Origin of the sequence: Halochromatium glycolicum, from assembly GCF_016584085.1 — a bacterium.
Lineage (GTDB): Bacteria > Pseudomonadota > Gammaproteobacteria > Chromatiales > Chromatiaceae > Lamprobacter > Lamprobacter glycolicus.
Map to the genome: position 1 here is coordinate 1 of NZ_NRSJ01000052.1, position 16,179 is coordinate 16,179.

At 66.0% G+C, this 16,179-nt stretch carries 13 protein-coding genes; 7 read left to right on the forward strand and 6 right to left on the reverse strand.

All coding sequences use genetic code 11. The annotated features are described in order from the left end of the window. Positions 1 to 417: 417 nt before the first annotated feature. From CKO40_RS20315 to CKO40_RS20335, 5 genes are all read right to left on the reverse strand, one after another. Positions 418 to 2,496, reverse strand: coding sequence for a metallophosphoesterase family protein (locus tag CKO40_RS20315; protein ID WP_200348279.1), 2,079 nt, complete (start codon positions 2,494 to 2,496; stop codon positions 418 to 420). A 27-nt stretch (positions 2,497 to 2,523) separates the two neighbouring features. Next, positions 2,524 to 2,847 carry a BolA family protein gene (locus CKO40_RS20320; protein ID WP_200348280.1) on the reverse strand — a complete coding sequence of 108 codons (324 nt, stop codon included), beginning with the start codon at positions 2,845 to 2,847 and terminating at the stop codon, positions 2,524 to 2,526. A gap of 227 nt (positions 2,848 to 3,074) precedes the next feature. Next, positions 3,075 to 3,620: an ankyrin repeat domain-containing protein gene (locus CKO40_RS20325; protein ID WP_200348281.1), complete on the reverse strand. Its 546-nt coding sequence runs from the start codon at positions 3,618 to 3,620 to the stop codon at positions 3,075 to 3,077. Positions 3,621 to 3,941: 321 nt separating this feature from the next. Then, complete coding sequence (locus CKO40_RS20330) at positions 3,942 to 4,670, reverse strand: hypothetical protein (protein WP_200348282.1); 729 nt, start codon at positions 4,668 to 4,670, stop codon at positions 3,942 to 3,944. A 158-nt stretch (positions 4,671 to 4,828) separates the two neighbouring features. Further along, positions 4,829 to 5,035, reverse strand: coding sequence for a hypothetical protein (locus CKO40_RS20335; protein ID WP_200348283.1), 207 nt, complete (start codon positions 5,033 to 5,035; stop codon positions 4,829 to 4,831). A 1,052-nt stretch (positions 5,036 to 6,087) separates the two neighbouring features. On the opposite strand from CKO40_RS20335, the gene ssb reads away from it, so the two are divergent. The 3 genes from ssb to CKO40_RS20350 all read left to right on the forward strand — a co-directional run bounded on the left by ssb (position 6,088) and on the right by CKO40_RS20350 (position 9,826). Further along, the gene (ssb, locus tag CKO40_RS20340; RefSeq protein ID WP_200348284.1) at positions 6,088 to 6,570 is read left to right on the forward strand and encodes a single-stranded DNA-binding protein; all 483 of its coding nucleotides are present in this window, start codon (positions 6,088 to 6,090) and stop codon (positions 6,568 to 6,570) included. 71 nt (positions 6,571 to 6,641) lie between these two features. Next, positions 6,642 to 7,544, forward strand: coding sequence for a dTDP-4-dehydrorhamnose reductase (gene rfbD / locus CKO40_RS20345; RefSeq protein ID WP_200348285.1), 903 nt, complete (start codon positions 6,642 to 6,644; stop codon positions 7,542 to 7,544). Between the two features lie 419 nt (positions 7,545 to 7,963). Then, a complete protein-coding gene (locus tag CKO40_RS20350; RefSeq protein WP_200348286.1) occupies positions 7,964 to 9,826 on the forward strand; it encodes a phosphoenolpyruvate carboxykinase (GTP) in 1,863 nt (620 codons plus the stop codon). Positions 9,827 to 10,051: 225 nt separating this feature from the next. Here CKO40_RS20350 and CKO40_RS24605 read toward each other — a convergent pair whose 3' ends face one another. Beyond that, positions 10,052 to 10,891: a ComF family protein gene (locus CKO40_RS24605; protein ID WP_242477211.1), complete on the reverse strand. Its 840-nt coding sequence runs from the start codon at positions 10,889 to 10,891 to the stop codon at positions 10,052 to 10,054. A gap of 456 nt (positions 10,892 to 11,347) precedes the next feature. Here CKO40_RS24605 and bioB point away from each other — a divergent pair, with 456 nt between their 5' ends. From bioB to bioC, 4 genes are all read left to right on the forward strand, one after another. Beyond that, the gene (gene bioB, locus CKO40_RS20360) at positions 11,348 to 12,445 is read left to right on the forward strand and encodes a biotin synthase BioB (RefSeq protein ID WP_200348287.1); all 1,098 of its coding nucleotides are present in this window, start codon (positions 11,348 to 11,350) and stop codon (positions 12,443 to 12,445) included. A 311-nt stretch (positions 12,446 to 12,756) separates the two neighbouring features. Beyond that, positions 12,757 to 13,959 (forward strand): 8-amino-7-oxononanoate synthase, encoded by a 1,203-nt coding sequence (gene bioF / locus CKO40_RS20365; protein WP_242477212.1) that lies wholly within the window; start codon positions 12,757 to 12,759, stop codon positions 13,957 to 13,959. A gap of 356 nt (positions 13,960 to 14,315) precedes the next feature. Further along, on the forward strand, positions 14,316 to 15,200 hold the full coding sequence (locus tag CKO40_RS20370) for an alpha/beta fold hydrolase (protein WP_200348289.1): 885 nt from the start codon (positions 14,316 to 14,318) through the stop codon (positions 15,198 to 15,200). Continuing rightward, positions 15,197 to 16,117, forward strand: a complete 921-nt coding sequence (gene bioC, locus CKO40_RS20375) for a malonyl-ACP O-methyltransferase BioC (RefSeq protein WP_200348290.1) — start codon at positions 15,197 to 15,199, stop codon at positions 16,115 to 16,117. The genes CKO40_RS20370 and bioC overlap by 4 nt, the downstream gene beginning before the upstream one ends. The last annotated feature ends 62 nt before the right edge of the window (positions 16,118 to 16,179 follow it).

Genomic DNA, 16,179 nt, shown 5'->3' on the forward strand with positions numbered 1-16,179 from the left:
GGTCTTTTCGCTCGCCTTCTTCGTCGCGCCGCCGGTCACATAGCCCGGCTATGCTCCCGGCGACGCTCCTCGAAGGCAAACGACAATCCTGCGCAATTCGGTACGAGCTTTTCCGGCAATCGCCTAACGACGGTGACCGTCAGCATACAGCGTCCGCCTGAGGTTCGCGATGTTGCTCAAGCGAGGTGGCGGCCAGCCCTTAAGGCCCAGCTCGGCGCCCGCTGCGCGGGGACAGGATGCCCTGCGTCGATCGACGAGGCTCGGCTGCTGGACGCAGGCGCGGGAGTCGGCGCCTCTCGGAATGCCGCCGCGCCGGCTTGGCCGGCAGGGGCCGCGCTTAGTGGCTGTCCGTTTTCTACTTCCCGATGATCGCCCAACGCTGGCTCGTAAATCGGGAAGAAGTTGATGGACAGCTTCTTAGCGCCAGCGCGACTCGGCCTCGCGCCGGGTGAAGGTCAGGAAACGGCCGTCGGCCATCAGCTGGCGGATGCGCCAGGGCAGGCCGTCCGGGTCCAGCTCGACCACGCCCACCCCGCTGCCGTTGAGCAACCGCCGGCCGGGGGCTGAGCCCTCGGGCTTGCGCGGGATGACCCGCATCCGCCGCCGCCGGGTCAGCCAGTTCAGCGGCGAGTTCGGCGAATAGAGCCAGCGGTTGAGACGGTCGAGCACCGCCAGCAGCCGGTCCGGGAAGGCGTTTCGCAGACCGCTGCTGCAGATCTGCCAGATGTCCGGGCCGCGCTCGTGCCCGCGCAGCTCGATATCGTAGACGAACGAGTAATGGACATCGCCCGAGAGCACGACGAAGTGCTCGGGCGTCTTCGGATGGCGAAAGATGTTCAGGATCACCTGGGCGGCACCTGGATGTGCCATCCAGTTCTCGGCGTCGACCAGCAGCGGTTTGCCGAGCCAGGTGAACACCCGCTGGATCGCCTCGATTAGCTTGACGCCGAAGATCGGCGCCGGCGAGACCAGCAGCACGGCCGGATGACCGAACAGCGCCTGCTGCAGATCGGTGAGCGCCTCCCAATCCATCAGCCCCGACGGCTGCCGAGCACTGATCTCGGAGCGCCAGCGGTGGGTGCGTGAATCCATCACCACCAGCGGCGGCTCGGTCGGCCATTGGAAGTGCCATTGGTCGAACCGATGCAGGCGCTCGATGCAGTCGTCGTGCGCGGTCTGGCCGGGCTGCGCGAGCGCGCGGCGCACCGAGTCGAGCAGCACATCATCGAAGGCCTCGGGCCGGTTGCCCCAGCCCTGGTTGATCAGATAGCCGATCAACGCATTGCCGATGATGCGGCGCGAGAACGGGTGGCCATAGGCCATCTCCTCCCATTCCCGGCTCAGGTTCCAGTCGTCGGTGATGTCGTGATCATCGAAGATCATCGCCACCGGCAGATGCGCGAGCACGCGCCGCACCGCCGGCAGATCGGCGATGAAGGCCTCGATCTGCGGGCGCTCGCTCGCGTAGAGCCGCCGCGAGCGCCGGTTCAGCTTGTCCGGCGGGTCGAGGCGGATGCCGGACCAGACCGCCGGCGACCACACCAGCAGATACATCGCCAGCACCTCGCCCAGCGTGATCAGGTGATTGTGGGCGTTGGCGGTCGTGAACACCGGCTTCTCGACGCCGCCGAACAGCAGCTTCAGCACCGACTCGCTGTGGGCGTGCCTTGGTAGCAGGCGCTCACGCCGGTAGTAGCTGTTTGGATGTGCATAGAGCCGATTGCTATCGGCGAGCCGGGTCTCGCCTGCGAGTGGCTCCACCGGCAGCCCGAGCCGGACGATCAGCTGATGGATCGCCCAGAGCATCGGGCCTGCGACATCGTCGGCGTAGATCTGGTCGCCGGTCAGCACCAGCATCGACGGCCAGGACGGCGGGGCGTCGTCGGCGTTGCGGTCGGCCGGCGCGCTGCGAGCGGTCGCGGCCCTGTCCGCCTTATCCCTGTCCGTTTTAGCCCTCTCCGGCTCGGCGCTGCTGGTCATGACGCTGCCGGTTGCGACGCGGCCCGTGCTGATCGCCAGCCGTTCACGCAGCAGCCGGTCCGCCTGCACGAGCCCGTCGCCCTCGTCGTGGTGCGGTTTGCGGCAGGAGCCGTGGAGCAGGGCGCTGATCCGGCTCGGCAGCCGGAAGCCGGGCCTGCGCTGGCCGGGGTAGGCGAGGTCGGGCGCCCAATCCTGCCAGGGGCTCCAAGGCGCGTCCTTCGGCGCCAGCGGCTGCACCGCGAGCTCGTAGCCGATCCAGCGATCCCGTGGCAGCGGGTGATCGAGCGGTAGATCGATCAGCAGATAATGCAGGTGCTCGCCGGCCGGCAGGTGGCAAACGGCTGTGTTGTCGGGCGCGAGCGTCCAGCGTTGTGGCGCGTCCTGGCCCTCCCATGCGAGCGTCAGCGCGATGCGGCAGGGGGTCCGCGTCGCGAGCCAGAGCGTGATCCGCTCCGGCAGCAGCCGCCGCAGGATCGGGCCGGCCAGCACCAGCGGGAGATCATCGGCCTCGGTCACGCTCGCGCAACCGGTAACCAAACAACCTTAGCCTGCGGCTTTTGAGCCGCCGAGACACTCCGGCGAGGCCGGCGCGGCGCCGCCGCCCTTGTCGAACCATTCCTGCGGCGTCCAGGCATGGATTGCGAGCGCGTGCAGGCCGCCGGCGAACTCGTCGCGCAAGGCGCCGTTGATGCGCCGATGGCGCTGGATCGGTTTCTCGCCGTCGAACGCCTCGCTGACCGCGAGCACCTTGAAGTGCGACTCAGCCCCTTCCGGCACATTATGCATGTGGCTCTCGTCGATCACCTCGAGGTGTAGCGGGCTCAGCGTGCTGCTCAGGGTCTCTTCGATGCGGGCTTTTCGGGTCATCTCGGCTGGTCTCTTAATGGATTCTCGCTTGGCGCCGGAGATAAGGACGTTTGCGCGGCTGCCAAGCCCGCGGACCAGGCTGCGCTGATCGTTCGTCACATCATGCTACGATGCGCGACATCAGGTCACCGTCAATATCGAGCTGCCCCTTCGACGCTGGTAACGCCCTTCGGTGCCGAGCGTGGAGGATGATTCGGCTCGCCAATGCTGAGCCTGTGCAAGGGCCGTTACTGCAGCAGCGCTGCGATCGCCTCATGCCCCTGCTCGCGGGCATGGTCCGCTGCCGTTTTCCCCTCGAAATCCGGCAATGTGGTGTCAGCGCCCTGTGCCAGCAGCACCTCGACCGCTTCCCGGTGGCCGCGATGCGCGGCCCAGATCAACGGTGTATAGCCCTGCGTCTGCTCTTGTGCGTCAATCATTGCGCCCTGCTCGAACAGCCGTTCGATGATTGCCGGATGGTTGTTGGATGCTGCCAACAGCAGTGCCGTATAGCCACCCTGGTCGATCGCATCGACCTCGGCGCCTGCCGCCAGAAGCCGCTCGACGGCGGCCAGATGGCCGTTGACGGCCGCCTTCATCAGTGGGGTCCAATCGCAGCTGTTGCGGACGTTGGCATCGACGCGTTCCCCGAGCAGTCGGTCTATGGCCGACAGGTCGCCCCGCTCGGCGACGCTGAGCAACTCTTCGGCTTGTTGCTCTGAGTTCGGAGCGTCGCTGCAACCGACAACAAAGAGTGAGAACAGTAAGGGTGCCAAAACGGATCGATTCGTCATGGGGTAAGCACCTTGGTATCTCTCCGGGTCCAGATGGCGTCATCTTTCGACAAATGGCATCTTTGCTCCCATGACAAGACGCAAGCTTGACTAGTCCTATCAGGGGAAGTGGAGGCCATCGCATGCAGCTGCTTGGTGTTTTGATCGCGATCTCGCTCTTGCTCCTCGCTGGGCTCGGAGTTACGGCACTCTTCATGGCGGGTCGCAGCAGTCATTCAGCCAACGAGGATGATCCAGACCCTAATCCTCAGGGCCGGACTATGACCCGGTATTTGGCATGCTTGCGAGATCTGCCATGCCGCAAGTTGCTGCACCGACCACTCAGCGTGCGGTCCAGCATTTGGTGCGGTCGCAGCGCACGCGTATCTCACGGCGCTTCACGCAGCTGACGCGATGGACCTCGGTGCCTGCATCCTCGGCGATGAGCACTGCCCCGCTTTCGGTCAGTCTGCACCCGTGCGCAAGAGCCAGCCGCTCGGCCTCGAATGCCCAAACACCAAGGCGTGGCTCGGTTTGGGGACTACCCGCTGCTGATCTGGACGATGTCTTCTGCTCTGCTGCGCCGTCCGGTGGATGCGGTTGCGGTGCTCCGGCTTTGGCTGCCTGCGGGCGCTCCGCATTGAGCCGGTGCAAAGGAATCTCGGTTTCTGAGTCGGCCTCGTGGGTCGCTTCCGGCTGATGGGGTATCCTCGATGCGATGAAACGCTGCCACTGGTCGCTCAGCGACTGCAGCGACCGCTTGAGGTGCTCGCGGTAGCGGTCAGTGATATCGGCCGACCAGGCGCGGGTTGTATCAGCCCGCCAGACCTCTTCGGCGCGGAGCTCGACTTCGGCACCACGGGCGACGCGGCTGAAGCGAGCATCAATCCGCAGGAGGGTAGGCTCGCCAGCACGGGCATCGGCCGGGCCATCCGTTGCCGGCCGATCCAACGGCGTCTCGAGGGTTACGAAGTTACGGCCGCTGGCAGCAAGCCGCCAGCCTTTGAGCAGAGCTGCGTCAAGGGCTAACGCCTTCGCGCGCGCGACGGTGGCCCCATCCAAGTGCGTCACTGGGACGGTTTTCGGCTGGGCACCCAGATTTCCGATGAGGCTAAGCAGCAAGGCGAGCATGAGCAACGGTCTGCGCCCCGCGAATGACTGCGATCGGGGCGGCAGCCCAGCCTTGCCAGGTGTTTCCGAGCGATGGTGCGAGTAGCGCCGGCCTAGGTTCAATTCGCCTGTCGGCAGATGCCGCCTTGGCATTGCAGCAGCAGATTCTCGCCATTGTCGCACTGAACCTCGTGCAGCTCGAATGGCGGGGTGGTATCGAGCAGGACTGCGCCGCGTTCCGAGACGGCGCAGCCGCGCTCACGCGCCGAGGCCTCGGCATAGAAGGCCCAGATGCCGCGTCGGCGCTGCTGGTCGAGTGCCAGCATTTGGTTCTCGGCGGGCTCGGTGGCGTCGTTGCTTGCAAGCGCTGAATCGGCCGCATACGCGGTCGAGGTCGTCGAGCGTGGGATTGCGAGCGGCTCGCGCGGTGGGCTTGCGGCAGCCGCGGCTGCCGCTGTGGTCGTCGAGGTAGGGGGCCGCTCGTCTCCCGGGCCAACTCGGTCTTCGGTGGCTGTAGTCGGCTGGGAAGGGTCCTCAGCATAGGCTGTCGTACCTGATCCCGTTTGCACGGCGCTGTCAGGATCGGGCGGGATCGGTATCTTGGACGCGATCCGTTCTCGATTCGCTAGCCAAGCCGACGCAAGTGCGTTCAGTGATATGAGTAGCTCGTCTTGATAATCGGCCGTGTAGTCAATCCGCTGCGCAGCGTCGGTGCCTGGGTTTGTGATGACATACGAGCGTAAGCTTACGCGGACGCCGTCACGATGCTTGCTGAAGTGCGTCTCGACCTGTAGCTTCGGCTCAGCTGTAGCGCCCTCTCCGCTGAGGAGCCGGGCCTGCGGTGCATTCGCAGAAAGGTTGCGCTCAAGCAGCAGATGCTCGGCCTCAGCTTCAGCGATTCGCCAGCCTTTGCTCTGGGCCATGCCCATAGCCAGCAGTCGAGCGTGCTCGATCCCTCCCCCGGGGAGGACGATCTCTGCCTCGCTAGCGCTCGCTTGAGGCAGCCGTGATGGTTGCGACGCGCAGCCGGCTACTACGAGAGCGGTGCAGACGCTCAGGAAGAAGATCAGCAACCGATGTTTCAACTGCGTCAACTATCCCCCACGCGAGCAAGGTTATCCAGCCAGGATCGCATCCCAGTTCCGACGCATGCTAGCACAATCGACTGTGCCGGCCGGCTCACGAGTGCAAGCGGTGCCGCGCATTGAGTCAGTATCGTAAAGAACGATCCCCCGAATTGTGGACAATCCAGCGCTCCTTTGGGCACCATTGACCACATCGCGGCGCGCTTGAGGCCGCATCGACTACGGGCCAGTGCGCCGACCGCTTGTACGGCCGCGGCTCGGATCATAATCGACCCTGATCGAGGAGTTGGGTGATGGCAAGTGGCGGCGTCAATAAGGTCATCCTGATTGGTAATCTGGGTGCCGATCCTGAGGTGCGCTACATGCCAAGCGGCAGCGCGGTCGCGAACCTGCGCTTGGCGACCAGCGAGTCCTGGCGCGACAAGACGACCGGCGAACAGCAGGAGCGCACCGAGTGGCATCGCGTGGCGCTCTTCGGCAAGCTCGGCGAGATCGCAGGGCAGTATCTGCGCAAGGGCTCGAAGGTCTACATCGAAGGCAAGCTGCGGACCCGTAAGTGGCAGGGACAAGATGGCCAGGACCGGTATACGACCGAGATCATCGTGGATATCAACGGCACGATGCAGATGCTCGATAGCCGCGGTGGTGGCGGTGGTGGCGGCGGCGATGCGGACTTTGGCCGTGCGCCTGCGGCTGGCGGCTCCAGCCAGCCGGCTAGTCAATCCGGGCCGCCGCCGGCAGCCCCTGACGATTTCGATGACGACATCCCCTTCTGAATCAGTTCTGCCGACATCGATGATGGTGTACCACCCCAGAATCTGTCGGATCGGACGAGTTGCTGCAATCCATGATTGATAATCCTCGTATCCTGCTCATCGGTGCCGACGGTCAGGTTGGCTGGGAGCTGCGTCGAACCCTCGCTCCAGTGGGGCAGGTGATCGCCGCCTCGCTGGCCGGGCAGGACGGACCGGCGGTCGATCTCACTGATGCGGCCTCGCTGCGGCGACTGTTCAATGAGACAGCGCCCGATGTCGTGATCAACGCGGCGGCCTATACGGCCGTTGACAAGGCCGAGAGCGAGCCCGAGCTCGCTCAAGCGATCAACGGCGATGCCTTGGGGATCATCGCTGAGCTCTGCGAAGCGCCGCGCGTTCCGGTGATCCATTACTCGACCGACTTCGTGTTCTCCGGGGTGACTGATCACCCTTATCGAGAGGATGATCCCGCCGAGCCGAAGAGCGTCTACGGTCGGACCAAGTTGGCTGGCGAGCGGGCGCTGCTCGAGTCGGCTGCACCGGCACTGGTCTTTCGCACGGCCTGGGTCTACGGCGTCAGGGGCAGCAACTTCCTTCTGACGATGCTGAACCTGTTCCGCGAGCGGAGCGAGCTGCGTATCGTCGAAGACCAGATCGGGACGCCGACCTGGAGCCGCATGCTGGCCGAGGTGACGGCTCAGATCAGCTATCGGCTGCTGCATGGCGATCTCGATATCGAGCAGGTGAAGGGCCTTTATCATGTGACCGCAGGCGGGGCGACCTCGTGGTACGGCTTCGCCGAGGCGATTCGCGAGGCGACGGGAAGCGACTGCCGGCTGAATCCGATCCCGACCAGCGAGTATCCGGCGCCCGCGCAGCGTCCCGCCTACTCGGTGCTTGATACCGGTCATTTTCGCCGAACCTTCGGCTTGGCGCTGCCGGATTGGCGGCACTCGCTCGCGCTTTGCCTCGCCGATCTGCGTGCGTTCCGTTAGCGGCTGTCATCGACTCTGCACCTGCATGCTGCCCCAAGCCGGTCTGGCGACGGCGCTCGCAGCCTGCTAACGGGCCTTCAGGCTCATGGCACGGCGCCACTCTGGATGATGAATCCCCGTGTGATTCAGAGTCAAAGAATGGCCCCTGCGGCGAGGTAGATCAGGAGCTTGCGCGAGTCAAGCGGTCGTTTCGCGAGCGCCTCTAAGACGTCACCCCGCATAGCGCAGCGTTTCTGCCGCTGAAGCTGGTGTAAAGCTTGCTTCGACCCTTATCCAAGCGTCATAGCCAAGCGTCACAGCCAAGCGTCACAGCGCGGGCAACCGAACCGGATTGTCGGGTGCGGGAGCCGATAAGCAAGCAGGTCGCCGCGACCGAATCTCCAAATCCTTCAGGTCACCAAATCGGGAGCTCCTCCAGTATGACCACCACTCACGATGGCGCGACACGAACCAGCAACGCCACGCTGCTGAGCTGGGTTGATGAGATGGCGACCCTCTGCAAGCCGGACCGTATCTACTGGTGCGACGGTAGCCAGGAGGAATATGACCGCTTGTGCGAGGAGATGGTGCAGAGCGGCGCCTATGTCCGACTGAATCCTGAGAAGCGGCCGAACAGTTATCTGGCACGGTCGCATCCGAGCGATGTTGCCCGCGTCGAGAACCGCACCTTCATCTGCTCCGAGCGTAAGGAGGATGCCGGCCCAACCAACAACTGGATGGACCCGAACGAGATGCGGGCGATCCTGCGTGAGCGGTTCGACGGCTGCATGCAGGGGCGGACCATGTACATCATCCCGTTCAGCATGGGGCCGATCGGCTCACCGATCGCGCACATCGGTATCGAGATCACCGACTCGGCCTATGTCGTGACCAACCAGCGCATCATGACCCGGATGGGCCAGGCCGCGCTCGACGCGCTCGGCCCCGACGGCGACTTCGTGCCGTGCATGCACTCGGTCGGTGCGCCCTTGGCGCCCGGCGAGGAAGACGTGCCTTGGCCTTGTGCGGCAAATGTCGAGGACAAGTACATCACCCACTTCCCGGAGACCAGGGAGATCTGGTCTTTCGGCAGCGGCTATGGCGGCAATGCGCTGCTCGGCAAGAAGTGCTTTGCGCTGCGGATCGCATCGGTGATGGCGCGCGATGAGGGCTGGCTCGCCGAGCACATGCTGATCCTGGGCGTGAAGTCGCCCGAGGGCAATAAACACTATGTCGCCGGCGCCTTCCCGAGCGCCTGCGGCAAGACCAACTTCGCGATGCTGATCCCGCCCAAGGGGTTCGAGGGCTGGGAGGTCACCACGGTCGGCGATGATATCGCCTGGATCAAACCGAATCCCGAGGATGGGCGTTTCTACGCGATCAACCCCGAGTATGGCTTCTTCGGTGTCGCACCCGGCACCAACGAGAGCTCGAACCCGAACGCGATCGCGTCGCTGAAGAGCAATGCGATCTTCACCAACACCGCGTTGACCGACGATGGCGATGTCTGGTGGGAAGGGCTGACCAAGGAGCCGCCCGAGCACCTGATCGACTGGCAGGGCAACGACTGGACCCCTGGCTGCGGTCGGCCGGCGGCGCATCCGAACTCGCGCTTTACCGCGCTGGCGAGTCAGTGTCCGTCGATCGATCCGGAGTGGGAGAACCCGGAAGGTGTGCCGATCAGCGCCTTTCTGTTCGGCGGCCGGGTCAGCAAGAACTTCCCGCTCGCGTTCCAGAGCTACAACTGGGAGCACGGCGTCTATATGGCGGCGACAATGGGGTCGGAGGGCACCGCGGCGTCGATCGGTCAGGCTCAGATGCGCCGCGATCCGATGGCGATGTTGCCGTTCTGCGGTTACAACATGGCCGACTACTGGAAGCACTGGCTGCGCATCGGCCGCTGCCATGTCGCGACCCCGCCGCGCATCTTCCGGGTCAACTGGTTCCGCAAGGACGAGCACGGCAAGTTCATCTGGCCCGGCTTCGGCGACAACATGCGCGTGCTCAAGTGGGTGGTCGATCGCTGCGATGGCAAGGTCGGTGCGATCGAAAGCCCGCTTGGCTGGCTGCCCGGCTGGGAGGACCTGACCTGGGAGGGCCTCGATTTCACGCCGGAGCAGTTCTTCCACATCATGAATATCGACAAGGAGGTTGCGCGTCAGGAGACCGTCGAGCAGGAGGAGCTATTCACGCGCTTTGGTGACCACCTGCCGCGTGAGGTCGAGCTCGAGCGGGAGCTTCAGCTCGCGCGCCTCTACCACTCGCCGGATGTCTGGGATCTCGCGCGCGCCGTGGCCCGTTGATCTGCCACGGCTGAAGCAGAATGCCGCCTCGCGTTGAGACGCCCTATCAAGATGCCCGGCTAGCCTAAACAAGCTGCTTGCGCGGCCCGGTACTCGTCATCGTCCTTGAGATCGCCCTATCAAGATTCCCGGCTCGCCTAAACAAGCTGCTGAACGATAGGCCGTAGAGCGGATGCTGTTGGGGCTTCTTAGGGACGGGTCACGTCAGGCGGCGGCGCAATGGCCTCAAGGGGTGCGCGCCAGCGCCCAGACGTCGACCTGCTCGCAGCCGTTGCGGCCCAGCAGGCGGGCAAGCTCGGAGACAGTGGCGCCAGTGGTGACGACATCGTCGAGGATGGCGACATGTCGCGGCAACGGCGCTGTGATCGCGAATGCTCCCCGAATGTTCGTAAGCCGCTGGCGCTCCTCGAGCGCGGACTGGGCTTGCGTTGAACGGATGCGTCGACAGCAGGTGATATTGACCGGCAGCGCGAGCCGGCGACCAATGATACGTGCCAGCTCCAAGGCTTGATTGTATCCCCGCTGACGGAGACGCTGAGGATGCAGCGGCACTGGGACGATCGCATCAGGCCAGGTCCAATCGGGCGCTTCGGCACTAGCGAGCAATTCCTCCGCGAGCAGTTCGCCTAGCAGGCGAACCAGGTTCAAGCGCGCGCGAAACTTCATGCCCGCGACCAGAGCAGGCAGCGGGTCCTCGTAGCGATAGACAGCGGTGCAACGTCTGTACGGCGGCGGCTGGCGCTGGCATGACCTGCACAGGCCGTCGCCTGCGATCCGGCCATGGGCGCCGATTCGATGCTCGGGGAGTTCGGGCTTGTGCTGCGGCGGAGACGGCCCTGGCTTCCGCTCCAGACTCGTTCCCGGCCGGTTCGGCTCATCAGGCTTGGTCGGCTCAGCCGTCGGTGTGCTCAGCGAGCGGGCGAGCGGGATCGCGCAGCGAGCGCAGCACGCGCCCAGTATCGGCATATCGGCGCGACAGCCCTGGCAGAGGTCCAGTCCGGCATCGCCTGGCGCGCCACAGAGTACGCAGGTTGGCGGGTAGAGCAGCGCTGCCGCTCGCGTCATCAGCGTGCGCAAAAAGCGTGCTTCGGTTGGAACCAGCTGTCTTAGAAGCCCTATAGCCATTCCGCCTGATCGCCGGACAGAAAGCGCCGGAAAAGTCAGCACCGATGGACTCGGCCTGTAAAGCCTAGTGCATCGCGTCAGAAATTCCGAGACCCCTTTTCTGCCATCTGGCTCTCAGCCCTCAGCTCTCAGCGCTGTAGGCGCTTGCGAGTGACCACCCCGTGCTCGCGGCGGCGAAGATCGCCCGCAAGCGGGCTCCTACCTCGCGACCAATGCGGGCAGCGAAAGTCGGTCTCGGGATTTCAACTGTCTCGCACGAGTCGGCTTCGGTCGGGGCGCTGTCAACCCGAAAGGCGGGATTTGGTTGACAGCGCGGAAACGGCGGTTAGGCTAGCCCCTCGCATCGTCGCGGCTGGCGGTGCTGTGCATCACGAATCTCGTTCCCGGAAATCTGCCATGTTGCCAAGTTCACAGCGCCAGAGCACCGCGTCGGCCGAGCAGACGCCGATCCGTCACGACTGGTCCATCGACGAGGCCACCGCACTGCTGGAGCAACCGCTCAACGATCTGCTGTTCGCGGCGCAATCGGCCCATCGCGGGCATTTCGATCCGAATCGCATCCAGGTCAGCACCCTGCTCAGCATCAAGACCGGCGCCTGCCCGGAGGACTGCGGCTACTGCTCACAGAGCGCCCATCACGAGACCGGGCTCGAGCGCGAGCGCCTGTTGCCGCTCGATGAGGTGCTGGAGGCGGCCGAGGCGGCGAAGCAGGACGGCGCGGGCCGCTTCTGCATGGGCGCGGCCTGGCGCAACCCGACCGACAAGAACCTGGATCAGGTCATCGCGATGGTGCGCGGCGTCAAAGCGCTGGGGCTCGAGACCTGTGTCACCCTCGGCATGCTCGAGCGCGAGCAGGCGCAGCGGCTGCGCGCTGCCGGCCTCGATTACTACAACCACAACCTCGACACCTCGCCCGAGTTCTACGGCCAGGTCATCAGCACCCGGACCTATCAGGACCGGCTGCAGACCCTGGAGTACGTGCGCGAGGCGGGCCTGAAGACCTGCAGCGGCGGCATCCTCGGGATGGGCGAATCGCGCCGCGATCGCGCCTCGATGCTGTGCCAGCTCGCCAACCTGCCAGCGCATCCCGAATCGGTGCCGATCAACCTGCTGGTGCAGGTCGAGGGCACCCCGCTGTTCGGCACCGAGGCGCTCGATCCGTTCGAGCTGGTGCGCACGATCGCCGCCGCCCGCCGGATGATGCCGGCCTCTTACGTGCGGCTCTCGGCCGGGCGCGCCCAGATGCCGGACGAATTGCAGGCGCTCTGCTTCTTCGCCGGCGCCAACTCGGTGTTCTACGGCGATCGGCTGCTGACCACCGACAATGCCGAGGCCGATCGCGACCAGCAGTTGTTCGCGCGTCTCGGCCTGCAGCCGGAGGCGGCCGAGCTCGAGGGTCGGGACCATCCGGGTGCTTGCCATAAGTCGCTCGACAGGGATGCGGCGTTGAGCGCGCGGCAGGAAACCAGTCGGTCTGCTCAAGGGCCGGCATGACGACATCGACCGAGCCCACAGTGCTCAAGTTGGTTCCGTGCAGCTTCCGGTCTCTTGGCGTGCAACAACGGCAGCGGGCCTTTCATTCTCCGGGATGGCGCACCCTCATGATCGTGAGCATGAATCATGCCGGACTCATCGTCCGGGGTGGCGCACCGTCATGATCATGACCGTGAATCACGCGCAAGGCATCGTCCGGGGTGGCACCGCGACAGTCCTCGAGGAGGCGGCCGCAGATCATCGCGGGCCGCTCGGTGACCGGTTCCGAGCAAGGCTGAACTGGCCGCGGGCGACTGATGCGCGGGCGAGTGATGATTGAGATCGATCGCGAGCTCGCGCGCCTCGAGGAGGCCGGGCTGTATCGCCGGCGCCGCGTGCTCGACGGGCCGCAAGGGGTGCGGCCGCGCATCGACGGCCGCGAGTTGCTCGCATTCTGCAGCAATGATTACTTGGGGCTCGCGGCGCATCCGCGCGTCATCGAGGCATTGCGCGACGGCGCCCGGCGCAACGGCGTCGGCAGCGGCGCCTCGCACCTGATCAGTGGCCATAGCGCGGCCCATCACCAGCTCGAGGCGGCGCTGGCACAGTTCGTCGGCCGTGACCGGGCGCTGTTGTGCTCGACCGGCTACATGGCCAACCTCGGTGTCATCTCGGCGCTGAGCGGCCGCGGCGAGCAGGTCTTGGCCGATCGGCTCAATCATGCCTCGTTGGTCGATGGCGCGCGCCTCAGCGAGGCCCGGCTGCGCCGCTATCCCCATGCCGACACGGGCCGGCTGCGTTCGCTGCTCGACGACGCCCGCGGCAGCGCCAGTCTCGTGGTCACCGACGGGGTCTTCAGCATGGACGGCGATCTCGCGCCGCTGCCGGAGCTGGCCGAAGCTGCCCGGACCGCCGGCGCACGGCTGATGGTCGACGACGCGCACGGGATCGGCGTGCTCGGCGCGAGCGGGCGCGGCACGCTGGAGCACTACGGGCTCCAGGGTAGGGCGGGGCAGGATCAGGTGCCGATCCTGGTCGGCACCCTCGGCAAGGCGCTCGGCACCTTCGGCGCCTTCGTCGCCGGCAGCGCGCCCCTGATCGAGCTCTTGATCCAGCGCGCCCGGAGTTACATCTACACCACCGCGCTGCCGCCCGCCGTCGCTCAGGCGACGTTGGCGGCGCTCGAGCTGACCGAGCAGGAGACCTGGCGCCGCGAGCGGCTGCAAGCGCTGATTCGGCACTTCCGCGCCGGGGCCGAGCGCATCGGGCTGACGCTCGTCGATTCGCCGACGCCGATCCAGCCGCTGATCGCCGGGGATGCCGACACCGCGCTCGCCTGGAGTCGGTTCCTCGAGGCCAACGGCATCCTGGTCACCGCGATCCGCCCGCCGACGGTACCGGCCGGCTCGTCACGGCTGCGCATCACCTTCTCCGCCGAGCACCAGGAGGCGGATGTCGACCGTTTGCTCGAGACCCTGGCGCATCTCCCGCGGGCCGGAGCGGCGAAACAAGGTCAAGAGCCTGTTGATGCATGACCCAGGTGCCCGTCGAGCGGTCGGTTCAGTGATGCCAACCAGGGCTGAGCAGGTGTTCGGCATGCGGTGCACGCCGCTGCCGCGACCCGCGGCTTCACTATGGCCACCCCATATTGAGAACCGATATCTGAACAGCCACGGAGCCGGTCAACGTGTCTGGGCGGCTGCAGCCGATGTCAGGCGGCGCCTGGCGGGGGCGTGCACAGCAGGGATGCTGTGCTCGAGCCTCCAGGGATTGGATTCACGGCGTCCCCCGCCGGGCGCTGCCTGGCATCGGCTCCGCGCAGGCATCCCTTAAAGCGCCACCACCCAGACCAATAGCTCTCCTGCCGCACAGGAAGAACGAGTCACCGCCCATGTCGACGCCAATCACACACCCGACCGATCTTTTCCTGCTGCACGGCTGGGGCATGAGCAACGGCGTCTGGGACGCGCTGCCTAGCGCGCTCGGCAGCCGCTACCGGCTGCATCCGATCGAGCTCCCCGGCCATGGCGGCGCCGGGTTCGAGCCAAACTGGCGCGATCTGCCGAACTGGGCCGACGCCGTCTTGGCGCAGGCGCCCGAGCAGGCCGTCTGGCTCGGCTGGTCGCTCGGCGGCCTGGTCGCGCTGCAGGCGGCACTCCAGGCCGACGCGCTCACGCGCGAGCGCCAGTCCGAGCACGGACCCGGGCACCATGGACTTGGGCACCACGGACTTGGGCACAATAGGGCTGAGCACAGGGCTGGGCGCAACCCTGGGTACAACCCGGGGCGCATCGGTGCCTTGATCCTGGTCGCCGCGACGCCGCGCTTCGTGCAGTCCGCCGATTGGCGGGCGGCGATGCCCGAGGCCACCTTCGAGCAGTTCCATGGCGGCCTGATCGATGATCCGGCCAAGACCCTGCAACGCTTCCTCGCGCTGCAGGTGCGCGGCAGCGATGACGAGCGCGAGACGCTCAGACGCCTGCGCGCCGGCATCGCGGAACGCCCCTTGCCGCAACCCGATGCGCTGCAGACCGGCCTCGATCTGCTGCGCGAGACGGACCTGCGCGGCCGGCTCGCCGACATCCGGCCGCCGACGCTCTGGCTGTTCGGCGCGCGCGATACGCTGGTGCCGCCGGCCGTCGCCGAGCGCATCGCGCTGCTGATGCCCGGTGCCCAGTGTCAGACCATCGCTGGTGCCGGTCATGCGCCGCTGCTCTCGCATGGGGACGAGACCGCCGCCGCGATCACCGCATTCCTGAACGGGAGCCTCGAATGAGCGCAATCAGTCCCATCCCGATCGATAAACGGGCCGCCCGACGCGCATTCGAGCGCGCCGCAGCGAGCTACGATCAGGCCGCGGTCTTGCAGCGCGAGATCGGCACGCGCATGCTCGAGCGCTTGGACTACGTCCGTCTAACACCCAAGACCGTGCTTGATCTCGGCTGCGGCACCGGTCATGGGCTCGACGACCTAGCGCGCCGCTGGCGCCGTGCGCGCGTCATCGCGCTCGATCTCGCCGAGGCCATGCTGCAGCGCGCGCGCCGTCGCGGCACCTGGTTGAATCGGCCCAAACCGGTATGCGCCGACCTCGAGTCGCTGCCGCTGGCCGATGACTCGGTCGACCTGATCGTCTCCAACGCCACCTTGCAGTGGGCAGGCGATCTGGCGGCCGCCTTCGCCGAGATGCGGCGGGTGCTGCGGCCCGAGGGCCTGCTGATGTTCACCACCTTCGGACCCGATACGCTGATCGAACTGCGCCGGGCCTGGGCCGCGGCCGACGGCGGCGCCCATCCCCATGTCAGCCCGTTCCTCGATATGCACGACATCGGCGATGCGCTGGTGCGGGCCGGTTTCGCCGATCCGGTGATGGATGCCGAACGGGTCACGATGACCTATTCGACCGTGACCGAGCTGATGCGCGATCTCAAGGCGATCGGCGGCCGTAATGCGCTGCAGGCGCGCGCGCGCGCGATGACCGGCCGCGCGACGCTGAGCGCAATGGAACAGGCCTATGAACAGGAGCGCCGCGACGGGCGTCTGCCGTCGACCTGGGAGGTCGTCTATGGCCATGCCTGGATGCCGGCCGGCGTCAAGACCCCACCGCAGCAGCAGACCGATGAGGGGGTCGCGATCCCGGTCGGCACAATCCCGCGCCGAGCGGCTGGACAGGGCCGCTCTCGTCAGTCGAAGTGACTGCCGGACAGGAGGCGCCCACGGGTACAGAATCCCGCAGCGCTTTTTGTCCGGCGAGCAGG